Here is a 16,776-nt window from a genome sequence, read left to right as displayed (position 1 = left end):
CGCGAAAGGGACGTCACGCTTGGCTGGTGCTTCGAGATGAACCGCGGCCCTTGAGCCCTCACTTCTCGTCGCGGAGGTGAGTCTCCTGTCCTGGTAGCCGCTACTCGTTGCCCTGCTGAGGCTAGCGAGCCGTGTTCACGGCACGCGCAATGTCGCTTGCAGGTAACCGAAATGTTGAAGATCCGCAGGGCGACTCGCGGCGGTGAGGATGGTCCGGGCTCCTTCGCCGAACAGGAACAGACCGTAGCCCACCTCGATGCGCAGCGGATCCCAAGGGGTGAGCGCCACGACGGCGTCGATCTCATGACCGAGGACGCGCGATTCGTTGCCCACGACCGCACCCACGGGAAGCAGCCGTGAGGTCACCCAGCGACCCGACGCCTGTGCGAGCGCTGCGAAGGTGTAACCAACGAGCACCGACAGCTCGTCGAGCGGCCGTACCTCCACGGTGCCCGAGCCCTCGATCAAGTTCGACCACCCGTAGAGACCCATCAGCCCGATGTGGCGACGTTCGTCCGGCAGGATCGGGTCGAACCGCGTCTGTGTCTCACCGGGGGCCAGCTCGCCATCGTCGCCTGACGCATAAGCGCCTCGCACACCGAACTTCAGGTGCCCTGGTAGCGATGTCTCGAGCCCAGCGCGCGCTGCGAGTGCAAAGGCGGAGAGCGGCCGATCCTCCCCGTACGTCGCGATGCGGCCGAACTGGTAAGCCCCCTCGACCGCATAGCTGAAGCCTCGGTGCTCTCCGAACACCCGGCCGTCGACCACGAAGGTGTCCCCGGGCGTCAGCCAGCTCGGCCGCGGCTCCCGCACGATGCGCGCGAGGCCCGTCAGCTCCACCTGGAATAGCGGCGCGATGTGCCACACCGCATCGAGCCCGTAGAGCTGTGCCCCGGTCCCTTCGGAGATAGGCCGGCGCGTTCCCGCCACGGAAGGCGGAGTTGCCCCGGGGGCGCTCAACAGCGCGGCCATGGCTTCGATGTCGATGTCGCCGAGCTGCACGCCGAAGCGCATCGCGTCCAGCGAGCGCGGCGTGTACGCCCAGTCGCTCTCCCCGAGCAGCCGACCATCCCCCCAGACCACCCGCTGTCTACCCATGCGGAAGAACGCCCTCCGCCCGGAGCGCGTATGGACGTCGAGGTACGCCTCCCAGGGGGCCGTCGACGGCAGCTCGGACTGACCTGGACCCAGGAAGATCGTCTCCGGACTCCCCCAGAGTCGCGCGTCCTGTAGCGTGAACACGCCGGTCAGCGCGCCACGGTCCACCGTGAGGCCCAGCCGCGCGCGCTCCCCGACGACCCACTGCATGTCGGTCTCTGCCCGCGTCTCCGCGACCGGGGGCAGCGTCGTCCCGAACCCCTCGGCGAGCACAGCACTCGACCCATACACTTCGCCGCCGGTGTCGATGGGGTTCGAACGGAGCTCGCCGCGGGTCCTGAGCTCCAGCTGGGGGCGGAACGACCAGCCACCGACGACCACGGCCTCCGACCAGGGTGAGGCCTGCGCTGCTGCCTCCGTCGAGGTGACCGCGAGCGCGAGAAGCACCGAACCCGAGACGGCCTGAGCGAGCTGGTGAGAGCGAATCATCGGGAGAGAGCGCCCCGGCGCGTAGCGCTGCTACGCCCCTCGAGCGGTCCGGGAGGATAGGCGTGGCCTCGCTCCCGCGACAAGGGGGAGGGCAGCCTGGAGCCCCGAAGTCGTTGCCGCGTCAAAACTCGAAGTCGTCACTGCCGCCAGCGGGCTTGGGCGGTGGTTGCGCTGCGGGAGGTCCACCACGTCGCGGCGCCGGACGCCCTGTGGGACGCGCCCCGGAGCGCTTCGTATCGCCTCTGGCCTCGCCGGGAGACGCTCCCGTTTCCACGGCGATGGCCAGATCGAGCACGAATTTCGACACCAGCGCCGCTTGCAGATCGGTCCCCTCCTTCGCCTCGGCGAGCACCTTCCCGGCTGCATCCAGCTCGCGCTGCACCTCGCGGCGCTGCGACGACGGCGCCGACGCGAACGCCATCGAGAGTTCTTGATCGAGTTCCGCCCTTTTTCGTTCCAGCTCCGTCACCCGGCTGGCGAGCTGGTCGAGCTGCTTCGACACCGATAGGCCGCCTTTGGCCGAAGCCTCGAGCGCGTCCAGGATCTCCTTGCCGTCGTCGTCCAGGCCCTTCTTTCCACCGGCCCGCACCACCTTCACCTCGGGCGTGAGCTGCAAATGGAGCAGCACACCCTCCTCACGTAGCTTCGCCGCCCGCGCCCGCGCCGCGTCGAGCACCACCTCGCGGCTTGCCGCCTCTTGCAGCCCCAGCGACCGGCTCAGCCCGGCCCGTGCGCCCGACGCGAGCGTCTCCGCCTCACGCGTCTCCTCGTGCGTCGCGAGCACCTCCTGGAAGAACGCATCGTAAGGCGCGCTCCCCGTCGTCACTTGCGACCCCTGCTCGATGCGCGTCCGCGACGGCGTCGAGCAGCCTGTGACGGCACCCAGGGCCAGGCTCAGCGCCACCACCGTTGCACCACCACACGCGGCCCAGCCTCGCAGCAAACCGGCGATCAACCGCATTGCATCACCACCCCCCACAGCTCGTAGATCGCTGCCGGCTTGGAGAGGAACACCGTACCCACGTAGCTCCCTGCCACCCCCAGGATGCCTTGCCCGAAGTTTCCTGCTGGCGGAGACAGCGCAATCGGATCCCCGATCGGTGTCAGATCAGGCCCCAGCGTCAGCGCGCGCATCGCGCGGCTCCCGGCCGGACCCTCGGTCCACACGAGCACCCACCGACCGTCCGCGAGCCCCGCGATGTCGGGAGCGAAGGCATCGCCACCGGGCCCACCCTCCGGCAACGGCAGCACCTCGGTCGCTGCGGGCATCTGCCCGAATGGCGCCCGGCCCAGCCGGATTTCCCACGCCTTGCTGCCGGCGGGCCGGTCGGCGAACACCACGGCCACCTCGCGCCCGTTCCAGCCGAGCGACGGCTTCCCCACCGAACCGCCCGAGCCAGCTACCTGCATCAGCTCACCGAGCGCCGAGCGCGCGGGATTCATCCACCCGCCCCATACACCCCCGTCCCGTCGCAGCAGCAGCGCGTGGCCCTTCTCTCCCGCCTTCACCACCCGCATCGCCTCGGCCTCACCCCCGACCTTCGGCCACACGGGCGTCATGGTCCCATCGGCGCGCTCGCTCGTGACGATCCCCCCTTCACCGAAGCCCACCACCAGCGGCTGCGGACCGGGCACGTAGAATGGCGACTGAACGCCCTCTTGCCCATCCAGCGTCACCACGAACGCCTCCGTCCCTCCCGGCGTCGGGAACACCCGTGAGATGGAACCACGGGCGACCTGTTTGAAGGTCTCCGACACCCCACCCTTTGCCAGATCCACCTCCAGCCCCATCGCCTCCGTCTGCGTCCGCGCGTAACCCACGAGCAGACCAGCGCTTCCCAGGGCAGCCATGTCGAACGGCGCGCTCTTGTCCACGAGCGGCGCCCACTTGCGCGGCTGCCTCGACACCCAGCAAGGCCTCGGCGGACCTGCGGGGGAGGGACTCGACGGCCCCAGCGCGCTCTCCAGCAACCCAGCGTGCGCTACCTCCACGCGGCCTCGATCCCCCACCGAGCACCGCCCTGCCAGGAACGCGATCAACACCAGCACGATCAGCGTCCCGCCCGTCCCCAGCAGGGATGACACGGGAACCCGCACCTGCGCGTGCAACAGCGACCCACCGGAGCGCGACCCAGCCGTCCAGCTCTCCGGAGAGCCCTCGGGCGCCCTCTCCTCGGGCACCTGGGACGCCCTGTGCGCCGGCGTCGCCACCATCGACGCCACCGTCGGCATCAGCGAACCACCGCTCCCGTTGACGCGCCCACCACCCGCTGCCGCCACGCCTGCTGCGGTGACCCCACCCGGCACGTGCCCACCGGGAAGCGCGCTCTCTCTCCCGCCGGGAAGCGCGCTGTCCCGTTGCACGACGACGCCTCCTGCTGGAGGCGTGTTCCCCAGCGATCCGGCGGGGATCAGCGCGGAGGCCAGTGTCTCCACCACGCCGCCCGACTCTCGGCTCCTCTCCGAAGACCACCGCCGCGGCGCGGCCTCTCCCGCCTCGTGCCCCACACCCGACGCCCGCTCCGCGGCCACCTCGCCCCGCGGCGCCACGCCGCCCGCGGGCTGCGTGATCGGCGCCTCTCGCTCGGACGACGCCGACGCAGCGGTCGAACTCCCTTGCGGCTCGCCCCCCGGAGACCCCCTGTCCACGGGCGCCCCGGCAGCTCGCTCTCCGCCTCCGCCTCCATCGGCAGCGCGCGGTGCCCACCCGAAGCGGCTCGCCCCGGCCGCATAGCGCAGCTCCTCTGGATGCCCCAGGGCTGGTACAGGGGCCGCGGCGTCGCTCGGATCCGCCGTCAGCGTGGGAGGTGGCGGCAGATTACGGCCGACGGGCCGTTGAGGCGGTGGTGCCGCTGTCCTCCCTGTGCGCGGCACCTCGCCGGCGCGAGGTGCCTGCCCCTGCATCGCGAACCCTCGCGCCTCCGGGGCCTGCGCCGCATGGGACCCCAGCCCAGGAGACGTCTGCGGCTGCATCGCTTGCCCTTGCACCGCATGGGGCCCTTGCCCCAGTGCCCCCGACCCCTGCGCCCGGTGCGCCTGTGCCCCGGTCCCTTGCGCCCCCTGAGCCAGCGTTCCGGTCCCTTGCTCCCCTTGCGCTGGCGTCCCTCGCTGCGGAGCAGGGCCGCGCACCGCATGTCGTTGCGCTGCGCCATCTTGCGCCCCGAGCCCAGCGTTCGCTCCAGCCCCTGCCCCACGACCGCTCGTGGCCCGCGCCAGGGCCTCCTCGACCGTCCCCGCACCAGCCGGAGCCCCACCCTTGCGCGGCTCCGCGGCGCCCGAAGGCTTGCGCCCAGGCATCTCGATCAGCGGACGACGGGGAGCTGCCTTCTCCTGAGAACCCTCGGGACGCTGCGCCCCCGCCCGCGTCGCCCCACCCGCACCAGGCGTCGTGTTCCCCCCGAACAACCCGGGCACCCTCGGCGCTGGCGGGATCACCCCACCACCTGGCAACCCCGCTCCAGCACGCGACTCCGACGGACCGAACTGGGGCGGCCGGGTGATGATCGCCCGCGCTCCTGGTTCGGGCGCTCCACCCACGGCGGGCATCGCGATCGGCGGCGTGGACGCGCTCGATCGCATCGCCTCGATCGCTTGCCCCTCGCCCTCCAGCCCCACCAGCGTCTGCATCACCGCGCGCGCCCGCGCCTCGCCCGCGCTCACCCGAGCCCGCGCCGCGCCCCGCGTGATCGCGGGTGACGTCGGGAGTCCCCGCTCGGCGGGCACTGGCGCTTGCCCGGGCGCTCCGGGCGCTCCAGGTGACTCCTGGATCACCCGACCTGGCTCCGTCAGCGTTGCTTCGGTGATCGTGTCCAGCTCACCGTCGTCGCGCGTCAGGATCACCTGCGCCAGCTCGGGCACCTCGTGCGCGGGCGCCCACGCCGACATCCCCCGCTGCCACACCAGCGTCGAACCGGACAGCAACCCGCTGGCGAGCGCCTCGTGCAGCTCCTCGGTGCTCACGCGCCGCTGCACGCCGAGCTCGTCCGTCCAGCGCCACTCCTCGGGCGTGCTCAAGGCCGACCGCTCCTCCTGGCTTCGCGACGGCGTCTCCCGGGCGGAATCGTCACGCGCCGATGGTATCGCGCGCGGCCCGGGACGCGATGCACTTTTCATCCCTGCGCAACCCGACGGCATGCGGCCCCGATACACCGCCATGCGCCAGCGTCCTGTCCCCCCTCGCCTGGCTTCCCTTCTGTCCCGCGGATTCCACGCCCTCCTCGCCCTTGGCGCCCACGCCCTGAGCCCACCGACGTGCGCCGCCTGTGACGCCCCTCTCGTCACCCCCACCGACCTCTGCCCGCCTTGCGTCGCCACGGTGCGCTGCGTGACCACCGATTCTCTCCAGGACGTCGGCCTCCCACCGACGTGCACCCCGACGCCCCTGGTCGACACTTCCACCCTGCTCGTCGCGCACGCCGCGTACGAAGGCGCCGTCGCCGTGGCCTTGCGCCGCCTCAAGTACAGCAACCGACCCGATCTGGCCCGACCCCTCGCCCGCATGCTGATCCAGGCAGCTCGAAGCGCCGAGCTACGAGCCGACCTGATCGTCCCGGTCCCCTTGCATCCACGCCGACTGGCCGACCGGGGCTACAACCAGGCCGCGCTGCTCGCCACCCACCTCGCCAGAGACCTCGGCACAACACTCATGGCGCGCGGCCTCTCGCGCCTCCATGCCACACCGCAGCAGGCACGTCTCACGCGCGAAGAACGCCTGCGCAACGTCGCGGGCGCCTTCCGTGTCCGTCGCCCCGCGGACCTCCGCGATCGCACCGTCATCCTCGTCGACGACGTCGCCACCACGGGCGCAACCCTCGCAGCATGCACACACGCCTTGCTCCACGCCGGCGCAGTGGCCGTTACCGCCCTCGTCGTCGCACGCGCGACGACCGACCTACGAGCGCCCCCCACGGAGATCTCAGCGGCGCTCCGAGCGGCGGATGCGCATCTGGACCCCGTGCACACTCCTCGCGCACTGCTGTCTCTCTGATGCACACGACAGGCATGCGCCTTCTGCCACCCTGACCGTCGATCGCAGGAAAACCTGCGCGTGCTGGGTACGATCCCCCGCGGACGCAACCAGCTTCGGTGCAGACACCGAGCGCTCTCTTCTCCCTCGTGTCTCCGGATTCGCCGCGTTCGGGGCGAGGCTGATCGTCCCTGTTTCTTGCAACGATCCCATCTACATCGCCCGCATACCGGTCGCCTCTCCCGACATCCATATAACAAGTATGCTCGTGAACGCTGCCCGGCCGGTCCAGCCACTCTACCAACTCCCTCGGCGCGGATCCTCTCGCGCGCTCGCCGCGGGCGCTCTGGATACGCTTGGTCTGCTCGATCGACTCCTCTGGCTTCGAGGCCGGTGTCGCGTGCCGATCCTCGGCGTGTTCACCTATCACCGCATTGCTGAGCCCGATGGCGTGGGCGAGTTCGACACAGGCGTCGCAGAAGCCACGGCGCGCGAGCTGCGCGAACAGATCGCCCTCATCAAGGCGCACTGCACCGCGCTTTCCCTCTCCGAACTCCGCCAGGGGCTCCGCGGCGGCCACCTGCCTCCAAACCCCGTACTGATCACCTTCGACGACGGCTACCGCGACTGCCACGACGTCGTGCTCCCCATCCTCCGGGACGCAGGCGTCTCCGCCACCTTCTTCATTCCCACCATCTACCCTGGCGCCGGCCGCATCTTCTGGTGGGATCGCGTCCATCTCACCCTGCGCCGCTGTCGTCGTGAGGTCGTGGAGCTCGCGTATCCCGTCCCGCTCGTCCTCCACCCCACGCGCGCCCCGCGGGCCGCGGCCGATCGCATCACCGCCGCGATCAAGCGCACCCCTGGCGTCGACATCGAGCGCTGCCTCGCCGAGCTGGAGCGCGCCACCGACGTCACCCTCGGCGTCGACGAAGAGCGCAAGCTCGCCCAGGCCACCATCATGGACTGGCCGCACATCCGCGCCCTCCGCGCTGCCGGCATGGACGTGCAGTCCCACGGCCACCGCCACTGCGTGCTCAACACCATGTCGCCCGACGAAGCGCGGCGCGACCTCATCTGCTCCCGCAGCGTGCTCATGGATGTCTTGGGCGAGCCTGTCCACGCCGTCGCCTATCCCGTCGGCTACCCCCTGGCACGTGCCCACCGCGCTGCGGTGCAGGCCGCGGGCTTCGAGATCGGCTTCACCAACAACACGGGCCTCTGTCTCACCACCGCTTGCGATCCTCTCAACGTCCCGCGCGTCGCGATGGATCGCGGCCAGGTGGGCGCCTTGTACAAGCTCAAGCTCCTCGCCGGAGAGCGCTACGGCCCCTCGGCCTGAGCGCCCGCCCTTTGCCCGCCTGCGCAGCGCCCTGCGACGCACGCGCGCCCGCGCCCGCACACCACATCACCCTTGCACGCCCCTCCCAGCGGCACATCGACCGCGCACTGGAGCTGCGCACAGTGCCCAGCACACTCCGGATGCTCCACCTCCGCCTGCGACTGCCGCGCCAGCACCGCCAGCGTATCCACCGCGCGTCCGCACGGCCCGGCCACCCGCGGCGGCACACACAGCCCGCTCTTCGTCGGCCCCAACCCCGCGCAACTCAGCCCCGACACGCATTCCAGCGCAGACCGACACCGCGCCCCCTCCCGCAGCGTCCCCCGCACGATCCCCTCGCACGAAACTGGCGCCCGCGGCGTCAGCCCCCCGGCCCACGCACACCCCGACAGCGCGCTCTCCATCGCCGTGCGGCACCGCGCCACCGCTTCCTCCTCGACGACCACCGCTCCAGCGCGCAGCGCCTCACTCAGCGTGCGCGCGCACTCCGCGCCCGCATGGAACCCCTCGGTCCCCCCCCGACAGGCTGCCTTCCGCGCCGACGGCAGCGCATGCAGCGCCTCGCACAGGCGCACGGCCACCGCCTCTGGCGCCTCTCCCGTCACCGGATACACCGGACGCACCTCATCGGAGCCCGCGCCCGCTTCCGCGCCCGCGCTCGTGCTGCCTCGCGCGTCACGCCCTGCGCCAGCGTGCGCCGTGCTTTTTGCGCCGGCCCCCGCCACCGCACCCGCTGCACCCGTCGCGCTGGCTCCTGGCCCCACCCCCGGATCCCCGCCCGCCGACTCACGCCCGCACGACCCCCCGATCAGCACGAACACCAGGACACCGCACAGCCCGCTCCACGAACCGCGCAGCCCGCTCAACGCGCAGCTCCCGTCCCCCGAGAGGACCCGCATCCGCAACCAGGCCAGCCGCACCGGCTCACGAGCTTGCCGACCACGTGACCTACCGCAAGGCAATTCGTGCCTGGTCGACCTCCTGCCACGCCTGCGATAAGACCGACTCCCTCGACGCCCGCCGCACAGGCCCAGAGGCGCCCCCGCCCCCGCCTGTTCGCGCCGTGCCTCCACCTCCCCGATGGCCGCCCGCCGAGCGCTCCCCCCGTTCCCTCTCGTCGTGGCCCTCGCCGTGGCCCCGCTCGCGTGTGACCGCGATCGCCCTGCCGTCTCGTCGAACCTTCCCACGTCGTCGGCCTCAGTCCCTCCCTCCACCCCCCTGACCGCCGCCTCGGCAACAGCGCCTCCTGCACTCGAACCCCGCCGCCTCGCCCTCCAGGATCCTGCCGGCGCCACCCCGGCCGATCGCGACCTCCGCGCCCTCGTCCAGCGCGCCACCCGCACCGACTTCGACCCGGATGCCTGGGTCCTCCTCGGCCACGCCTGGGTCCGCAAAGCCCGCCGCGCCAGCGACCTGCGCCTCTACCGCAACGCCGACGCCGCCGCCGCCCTCGCCCTCGAGCGCGACCCGCGTCATCGCCCGGCCCTCGGCCTCCGCGCCCTGATCCTCCTCCAGCAGCGCCGCTTCACCGACGCACGCGACCTTGCCGAGCAGCTCCTCGCCACCGACCCTGACGACGCCCTCGCCCTCGACACCCTCAGCGACACCCTCCTCGAACTCGGACGCTTCGACGACGCCGTCCGCGCCGCCCAGCGCCGCGTCGACCTCAAGCCCGACCTCGGCGCCTACGCCCGCGTCGCCCACCTTCGCTGGCTGCGCGGCGACATCGTCGGCGCCAAGCAGATCTTCCGCCTCGCCATGAACGCCTACGACCCGGCCGAGCCCGAGCCCTACGCCTGGGTTCTCGTGCAAGCCGCGATGCTCTTCTGGCACGAAGGCGACCTCGAAGGCGCCGACCGCGGCTTCGACCGCGCCCTCGACGCCTCCAGCGACTACCCACCCGCCCTCCTCGGCAAGGCCCGCGTCGCCCTTGCCCAGCGCGACACCTCGCGCGCCATCTCCCTCCTCGACCGCGCCGTCGCTCGGAGCGCCACCCCCGAAGCCCTCTTCCTCCTCGCCGACGCGCACCACCTCGCCGGCCCCTTCAAAGCCCCCAGCGCCCCTGCCACACCCGACGCCGCAGCCCGCGCTCAGACCGCCGCCATCGACGCCGCCCGCCAGTCCGACCCGCGCGCCCTCGCCCTCTTCCTCGCCGATCGTGACCCGGCCGAAGCCCTCCACCTCATCGAGGCCGAGCGCGCTCACCGCGGTGGCAGCGGCGACCTCTACACCGAAGACGCCTACGCCTGGATCCTCCACCGCGCCGGCCGCCTCCCCGAAGCCCGCGCTGCCAGCGACCGCGCGCGCACCCTCGGCACCCGTGACGCCCGCCTGCTCTACCACGCCGGCGCCATCCACCTCGCCGCGGGCGAGCACGCCGACGCCTCGCGCCTTCTCCAGGCCGCGCTCCGGCAGAACCCCCACTTCGACCCTGCGGGCGCTGCCGATGCTGCGCGCCTGCTCGCGCAAGCCCGGAGTCCTGATGCCTCGGCCCCTTGACCGCTGCCACCAGCACCTCCTCGCCGCCCTCGTGGTGCGCCTCCCGCCGTCCCTCGCGGCCCTCTTCTTCGCGGCCCTCTTCCTCGCGTTCCCCGCGCTCGCCTCGGCGCATGAAGTCGGCCTCTCCCGCGGTGACTTCGTCGTCGAAGGTGCCTCCGTCAATGGCGAGATCACCTTCGCCCAGCGCGAGCTGGCCACCTTCCTCCCAGGCCTCGACCGCGACCGCGACGACACCCTGAGCGAGAAGGAACTCACCGACGCCCACGATCGCATCGAGCGCGCCGTCATCGATCGCATCCAGGTACTCGGCGACGGCAGCGCGTGCCCTGGCCGCCTCCTGTTCGCGCTCCCCGTCGAGGGCGACGGTGTCACGCTCAAGGCCACGTTCTCGTGCTCCGCGCCCCCCGGCGAGGTGCGCTTCGAGGTCGGCCTGATCGAGGATCTCGCCTTCAACCACCGCCAGCTCCTCCGTGTCGGCGGCGGCCCTCGGGTCAGCGAGGCGCTCCTCTACCGCAAGCGCAAGACGCTGACCGCGCCCATCGCCGCTGCCGTCGTCGCCCGCCCTTCGGCCCCCGCAGCCTCCGCGAGCCTGCCCTCCGCGCCGACCCCAGCGCCCGAAGAGTCAGCCCCCTCCACGGCCCTCGACCTCTTCCTGATGGGCATCGAGCACATCCTTCTCGGTATCGACCACCTGGTGTTCCTGTTCGGCCTCGTCCTGCTCGGAGGCCGTCTCCGCGCCATCCTGCTGGTGGTCACGGCGTTCACGGTGGCGCACTCGATCACACTCGCCCTCGCCACCCTCGGCATCTGGACCCCCAGCCCGCGGCTCATCGAGCCCGCCATCGCGCTGTCCATCGCCTACGTGGGTGTGGAGAACCTGTACATCAAGGACGCCGAAGGCCGCTGGCGCATCACCCTCCCGTTCGGCCTCATCCACGGCTTCGGATTCGCCGGCGCCCTCCAGGAAATCGGGCTTCCCCGCGCCGAGGTGCCGAAGGCGCTCCTCTGCTTCAACCTCGGCGTGGAGGCAGGTCAGCTCGCCGTGCTGGCGGTGTGGCTGCCTCTCCTCGCGTTCGCCCGTCGTCGTGGCTGGCTGACGCCCCGTGTGGTGCGACTGACGAGCGTGCTGATCGTGCTCGCTGGTGTGGCCTGGTTTGTGGAACGCGTCTTCGGCGCGTGATGCTCAGCTCAGGATCGACCCCCCTCACCCTCCGGTTCACTCCCACCCCCCTGGCGCTCTCGCGCCCTGGCGGTCGCCGGCTCGACCGCCGTCGTCGGCTCGTTGCCGCCCGCGCTCCCGACCAGGGGCGGCGGCGCGACCGAGGGAGGCGCGGGGACGAACATGCGGGGTTCCCCGAGCGAGCGCGCCATCGCGGCCAGCTCGGGGTACTCCTGGGCGATGCGCTCGAGGAAGGCCGCGCGCTCCGAGCCATCCGGGGCATTCGCGGTCCCGCCCGCACGGCGCAAGGCGTTCCAGAGGACGTAGTACCAGGCGGACAGGGAGGCGTGCGCTTCCAGCAGATCCCGGAGGGTCTCCTCGGAAACGATGACGTTCTTGCCCATGGTCGAGAGGAACCATGAGCGCGACGCCGTGTCCAGCGGGTGACGAGGCGAGCCGGCCGTCCACGCCCGTGCTGCGGGTGATGACGTACAACGTCCGGTATTTCGGTCACGCGACGCGGGGGATCGCGACGACGTCTGCGGCCATCCACCGGATCGCGCGGTCCCTGGCGCATCTGTCGCCGCTGCCCGATCTGATCTGTCTCCAGGAGGTGGAGACGCAATCGCTGCGGTCGTCGACGATGAACCCGCAGTGGCACCCGGAGGAGACGCAGCTCGAGCGCCTGATGCTGGAGTTCCACGCGGCGCTTGCGGAATCAGGTCGAACCGAGCGCTACTTCGCCTACTACTTCCCGGCGCACACATACCGTCTGACGATGCGGACCAACATCTACACGACGGGTCTGGCCGTGATCGCGCGCGACACGCTGCAGGTGGATCATCACAACGCGACGCAGCCGCACGACATCACGTTTCGTCGTCGGGTGCGGCGGTTGAAGCAGACGCGGATCTGCGCGCACGTGTCGTTCCGGCATCCGAGCGGTCAGACGCTCGACATCTTCAACACGCACCTGAGTCTTCCGAGTGTGTTCTCTCGGGAGTTCTGGACGGGTCAGGCGCGGATGGGGTTCGGTCCGAACCAGCTCGAAGAGGCGCGGGTGCTGGCGAACTTCATCCAGCAGGAGCAGCGGAGTCCGTTGTTCGTGGTGGTGGGGGACTTCAACGCGCTGCCAGGGTCGCCGGTGGACAGGTACCTGCGGGAGGAAGCAGGGCTGGTCGATGCGTTTTCACGGGTGCAGCGGGTGTCGGTGGAGGAGGCACGGGCATTTCCGACGGCAGGGTTCATGAACCTGCGGATGCACCTGGATCATGTGTACTCGTCGCCAGGGCTGGAGTGGCTGGACTTCGAGGGGACACATGCGTTCGGGCGGCGGGGCGCCTTTGCCGGGTTGTCGGATCATGTGCCATTGATCGGGCGGTGCAGGGTCCCAGCGGTGGAAGCGCTCCAGGGGACACGGGCGTCTCCAGCGGCTTGAGCGGCGCTGGCGGGTTGAGCGGCTCCAGTGCCGTCGTCGATGAGTGGGGCGAGGGGGCGTGAATTTCAGACCTCTCGATGGCTGTCGCGCGTTTGCGGACGCAGGAGAGAGGCTCGGTGTGAGTCCGCTGGGGGCTCGCGAGGCTCGGTGTGAATCTGCGGAGGGCTCACCCGGCAGGTGGGTGAGGGGATGGTCTCTCTCTCCTCGTCCTGGTCAGCTTCGAGGGGTGAGGTAGTGGCCTTCCGCGATGTCTGCGAGCAGCCCGGGATGGGTTGGCTCCCACTGCAGAAGGGCGCGCGTACGCGTGCTGGAAGTCGGGTTGTCGACGCCTGCGAACCTTGCGAGAAAGCCCAGGTGGTGCGGGGCTTCTTCCGGGGTGATGCTCTTTGCTGGGAGCCCGAGTCCCTTGCCGATGGTCTCGGCGATGGCGCGGAACGGCACGCCCTCTTCGGCGACACCATGCAGTCGTGTGCCGGCGGGCGCGGACTCCAGCGCGAGCCGATAGAGACGCGCCACGTCGAGCGTATGCACGGCTGGCCAGACGTTCGAACCATCGCCTACGTAAACGGAGAAGCCGGTTTTGCGTGCCATTGCGATGAGGGACGGGATGAAGCCTGCGTGGTCCAGCGTGCTGTGCACGGTCGGCGGGAGGCGAACGGACGAGGTACGTACGCTGCGCTGGGCCAGGGCGATGGTGGCGTTCTCGGCGTCGACGCGCGGTCCGGCTGGCATCGTGTCTTCCTCTGTGCCAGGGCGACCCAGCTTCGCGAACGCGAGTGCTGCCGTTCCTACGGTGGTCACGAAGGGCTTGCCGGAGTTCACGAGCGCCTCGCCGATGGCGTGAAGGGCGCGCAGCTCCTGAGTGGCCGCCGTTCCGTACCCTTCGGGCGAGCCTGAGAAAGCGGTCTCGTGGCTGAAGGCGAGGTGAATGACGCCGTCCGCTCCGGCGGCGGCAGCGCGCAGGCCGTCGAGGTCGTCGAGATCGCCACGGTGCACCACCGCACCGGCTGCGACGAGCTTCGACGCAGAGGCGTCGGAGCGAGCGAGACCTACGACGTCGTGCCCCTGGGCGAGCAGCTCCGGGACGAGAGCAGAACCGATGTGACCGGACGCGCCGGTGACGAAAACGCGCATGGGCCGTCTCCTTATGTCAGAAACTGACATCAGATCTACGGTGTGATGTCAGTCTCTGCAATCACAAAGGGTGACGGATGTCAGTTCCTGACGGAGGGGCTATGGTCGGCTGCATGGGCCGCTGGGAACCCAACGCACTCGAACGGCTGCAGGAGGCGGCGATGGCGCTCTTCCTGGAGTACGGATACGACCGGACGACCGTCAGCGAGATCGCGGCTCGGGCGAAGCTCACGGAGCGAACGTTTTTTCGGTACTTCACCGACAAACGAGAGGTCCTCTTTTCGGGCTCGGAGCAGCTCGAGAAGCTCGTCGTCGATGGCATCACCACCGCTCCGAAGTCGATGGCTCCTCTCGACGCCGTGGTGGCCGGGCTCGAGGCGACGGCGCCGATGTTCGAGCAACGCCGCGCCCACGCGCGTGAGCGACAGGGCCTCATCGCGGCGCACACCGAGCTGCACGAGCGAGAGCTCATCAAGCTCGCGAGGCTGACGTCGGCGATGGCTGCATGCCTACGTGAGCGCGGCGTCCCCCAGAACACGGCGAACCTCGTTGCCGAGATCGGGATCGTACTCTTCAAGAGCGCGTTCGAACGCTGGGTCAACGGCTCCAAGAAGCATGATCTGGCGCACTACGTCCACGCGACGCGCGTCGACCTCCGGCTCGTCGTCACCGGAAGCTCCGCGAAGTCTTCCTCGACGACGCCGCGGAAGCGCGCTCGATCGCCCGGCCGCCCGGGCAGCGCTTCGACCGCGTGAGCGCACGCGGTGGCGTCGTCGATGCGACGATGGCGCGCTGAGGGTCAGCGATCCTTGTGGAACTCGGCGATGACTTCGATGGGGCCGACGATGTTGTCGTTGAACTCGTCGAGCTTCTCGGCAGGGATCCAGTACTCGGTGTGCTGGGTGCCGCCAGCGAGCTGCTCATCGTATCTGGCGAGATGGTCGGCGCGGACGTGGAAGCGGGTGACGTAGCCGGAGCCGCTGGAGGGCACGTTCCAGTCGCGGGCGATCTTGCGCGCGTACTCTTCCTGTACGACCGGGTAGAAGATGGGCTGGTCGGGGAGGCGTGGGGGAAAGCGCTTCCAGTCCGTGGCGCGGAGGAGATCGAGCTCAGCGGGGCCGACGGGGCGGTACAGGACGATGGTGTCGGTCATGGTGCCGTTTCCTGCGGTGGATGGCGTAGCGTCGCATCGAGGGAGGCCCCGAGCGCTCAGCGGTAGTGGCTCTCGTTCGCCCCTTCCCAGGGCGGCGCCAGGTACGGGAACGTGTTCAGGAACGACCGATCGTTCGCGCCGACGCCGTCGCCGATGTTGAGGCCCACGGTGCCCGTGAGCACCAGCGTCAACGAGATGTCGGTCACGTCGGTCTGCTCGATGGTGTTGCCCGGGATGAGCGGGCGACCGTTGGGGTAGATGGACTGCATCCCCAGGTCCACGCGCAGCACGTCGGCCACGGAGGAGATCGTGTGGGAGCCCAGGATGGGCAGGGCCAGGTTGATCACGTCGATGATGTCGGTGCGGTTCGTCTTCAGCTCGGGGAGCTGCGCGGCGTAGGCGGCGAGGGGCTGACCGGCACCGTAGAGGCCCGCGTACTCCGCGTTGCGCACGAGGACCGGGTTCAGGATGTAGGCGCCGAAGTTCGCCATGTCGTTGCGGGGGTGCGAGGCGTTGTAGCGGTCCTTGTCCTGCAAGCCGATCACGATGTCGTTGATCAGCGGCAGGCCCACGCGCGAGACCTGCACCCAGGGGCCCAGCTCGTCGTGCGTGCCGTTCGCCCGCAGCACGCGCACCTTGCGCCGGCTGGCCGATGCCCAGATGCCCACCGTCTGGGCGTTGCTCGGGCCTTGCGTCACCGGCCCGCCGTTCGCGCGGGCGAGTGGGATCTCCAGGGCGATGGTCTGCACGTTGTAGCCGCCGAGGTGGTTGCGCGCGGTGCAAGGCGGGTTGGGCTGCACCATCAGCGGGCACAGGCCGCCGAGATCGTAGAGGTGGCCGAGATCGGCGTAGAAGCCGTCGTCGCGGGGGCCGACCCACACCCGCCCCTCGTTGCCCGGCAAGGACCGCAGGAAGGTCGAGCTGACGGAGTACGCCGGGTAGCCGGAAGGAGGCGCCTGGTACACCTGCGCGTTGGTGCGCGGGCCGATGTTCGGCGGCGCCACCGGGGCGTTGCTGATCAGCGTGGTCGTGACGCCGTTCTCGATCTTCACCAGCGTGTACGTCTGCACCGCGCCGCTGATCTGCGCGAAGAACTCGTTGCCACCAGCGGGCGTGGGCATGCCGGCTGCTGGATCGACGTAGTCCGGCATCGTCGTGGCGAAGCGGACCTGGTAGGTGATCGCGTCCTCCAGGCTGGTCGGACCGCGCACGAGGTGGATCTCGTAGAGCACGTCGTCCGAGAACGAGTGGTAGTTCGGTCCGCCAGCGGGTGGCTGGAACGGCACGTAGCTCGCCAGGATCACCAGGTTGCTGCCCTGCACCCAGGCGTGCAGATCGGTGTTGTCGGCCGACGGGTCCCTGGCGATGGCCGGTGCCTCGCGGTGCGACGCTGCGTGCGCTGCATCAGGGAGCGCCAGCGCGCCGATGGCGGTGACGGCGGCGATGGCGGCGCGGGTCCACCAGGCGGGCTTCTTCATGGTCCGAGATCCTTTCATCG

At 70.4% G+C, this 16,776-nt stretch carries 14 protein-coding genes; 6 read left to right on the top strand and 8 right to left on the bottom strand.

Translation table 11 applies throughout. The features are described 5' to 3' along the window. Positions 1–135: 135 nt before the first annotated feature. From CMC5_RS37530 to CMC5_RS37520, 3 genes are all read right to left on the bottom strand, one after another. The gene (locus tag CMC5_RS37530) at positions 136–1,587 is read right to left on the bottom strand and encodes an alginate export family protein (protein WP_050434895.1); all 1,452 of its coding nucleotides are present in this window, start codon (positions 1,585–1,587) and stop codon (positions 136–138) included. Between the two features lie 121 nt (positions 1,588–1,708). After that, positions 1,709–2,548 (bottom strand): hypothetical protein, encoded by an 840-nt coding sequence (locus tag CMC5_RS37525; protein ID WP_050434894.1) that lies wholly within the window; start codon positions 2,546–2,548, stop codon positions 1,709–1,711. Beyond that, positions 2,539–5,601: a GYF domain-containing protein gene (locus CMC5_RS37520; RefSeq protein ID WP_050434893.1), complete on the bottom strand. Its 3,063-nt coding sequence runs from the start codon at positions 5,599–5,601 to the stop codon at positions 2,539–2,541. Before CMC5_RS37520 ends, CMC5_RS37525 begins: the two co-directional genes overlap by 10 nt. Positions 5,602–5,740: 139 nt before the next feature. Here CMC5_RS37520 and CMC5_RS37515 point away from each other — a divergent pair, with 139 nt between their 5' ends. Both CMC5_RS37515 and CMC5_RS37510 read left to right on the top strand, forming a co-directional pair. Next, positions 5,741–6,574, top strand: a complete 834-nt coding sequence (locus CMC5_RS37515) for a ComF family protein (protein ID WP_082363595.1) — start codon at positions 5,741–5,743, stop codon at positions 6,572–6,574. Between the two features lie 379 nt (positions 6,575–6,953). Beyond that, complete coding sequence (locus CMC5_RS37510; protein WP_245678087.1) at positions 6,954–7,895, top strand: polysaccharide deacetylase family protein; 942 nt, start codon at positions 6,954–6,956, stop codon at positions 7,893–7,895. Here the strand turns inward: CMC5_RS37510 and CMC5_RS37505 are convergent. Next, on the bottom strand, positions 7,877–8,794 hold the full coding sequence (locus CMC5_RS37505) for a hypothetical protein (RefSeq protein WP_050434892.1): 918 nt from the start codon (positions 8,792–8,794) through the stop codon (positions 7,877–7,879). The genes CMC5_RS37510 and CMC5_RS37505 overlap by 19 nt on opposite strands. Before the next feature lie 181 nt (positions 8,795–8,975). Between CMC5_RS37505 and CMC5_RS37500 the strand changes: the two genes are divergently transcribed. Both CMC5_RS37500 and CMC5_RS37495 read left to right on the top strand, forming a co-directional pair. Next, the gene (locus CMC5_RS37500) at positions 8,976–10,394 is read left to right on the top strand and encodes a tetratricopeptide repeat protein (protein ID WP_082363150.1); all 1,419 of its coding nucleotides are present in this window, start codon (positions 8,976–8,978) and stop codon (positions 10,392–10,394) included. Continuing rightward, positions 10,378–11,574: a HupE/UreJ family protein gene (locus tag CMC5_RS37495; protein ID WP_156339147.1), complete on the top strand. Its 1,197-nt coding sequence runs from the start codon at positions 10,378–10,380 to the stop codon at positions 11,572–11,574. The genes CMC5_RS37500 and CMC5_RS37495 overlap by 17 nt, the downstream gene beginning before the upstream one ends. 8 nt (positions 11,575–11,582) lie before the next feature. On the opposite strand, the gene CMC5_RS37490 is transcribed toward CMC5_RS37495, so the two are convergent. Then, entirely contained in the window at positions 11,583–11,957 is a 375-nt protein-coding gene (locus CMC5_RS37490) for a hypothetical protein (protein WP_050434890.1), read from the bottom strand. 14 nt (positions 11,958–11,971) lie between these two features. Between CMC5_RS37490 and CMC5_RS37485 the strand changes: the two genes are divergently transcribed. Next, positions 11,972–12,991: an endonuclease/exonuclease/phosphatase family protein gene (locus CMC5_RS37485; RefSeq protein ID WP_050434889.1), complete on the top strand. Its 1,020-nt coding sequence runs from the start codon at positions 11,972–11,974 to the stop codon at positions 12,989–12,991. A gap of 213 nt (positions 12,992–13,204) precedes the next feature. On the opposite strand, the gene CMC5_RS37480 is transcribed toward CMC5_RS37485, so the two are convergent. Further along, complete coding sequence (locus CMC5_RS37480; RefSeq protein ID WP_050434888.1) at positions 13,205–14,125, bottom strand: SDR family oxidoreductase; 921 nt, start codon at positions 14,123–14,125, stop codon at positions 13,205–13,207. A gap of 113 nt (positions 14,126–14,238) precedes the next feature. On the opposite strand from CMC5_RS37480, the gene CMC5_RS37475 reads away from it, so the two are divergent. Then, positions 14,239–14,880, top strand: a complete 642-nt coding sequence (locus CMC5_RS37475) for a TetR/AcrR family transcriptional regulator (RefSeq protein ID WP_050436368.1) — start codon at positions 14,239–14,241, stop codon at positions 14,878–14,880. Between the two features lie 44 nt (positions 14,881–14,924). Here the strand turns inward: CMC5_RS37475 and CMC5_RS37470 are convergent, their stop codons facing one another. Together CMC5_RS37470 and CMC5_RS37465 are read right to left on the bottom strand one after the other, a co-directional pair. Next, complete coding sequence (locus CMC5_RS37470) at positions 14,925–15,278, bottom strand: hypothetical protein (protein ID WP_050434887.1); 354 nt, start codon at positions 15,276–15,278, stop codon at positions 14,925–14,927. Positions 15,279–15,334: 56 nt separating this feature from the next. Next, positions 15,335–16,756: a DUF4331 domain-containing protein gene (locus tag CMC5_RS37465; protein WP_245678085.1), complete on the bottom strand. Its 1,422-nt coding sequence runs from the start codon at positions 16,754–16,756 to the stop codon at positions 15,335–15,337. Positions 16,757–16,776: the final 20 nt, after the last annotated feature.

Source organism: Chondromyces crocatus, assembly GCF_001189295.1.
In the GTDB taxonomy this organism is placed as follows: domain Bacteria; phylum Myxococcota_A; class Polyangia; order Polyangiales; family Polyangiaceae; genus Chondromyces; species Chondromyces crocatus.
The sequence above is the reverse complement of the archived record's forward strand: the minus strand, read 5'-3'. Positions and strand labels throughout refer to the sequence as shown.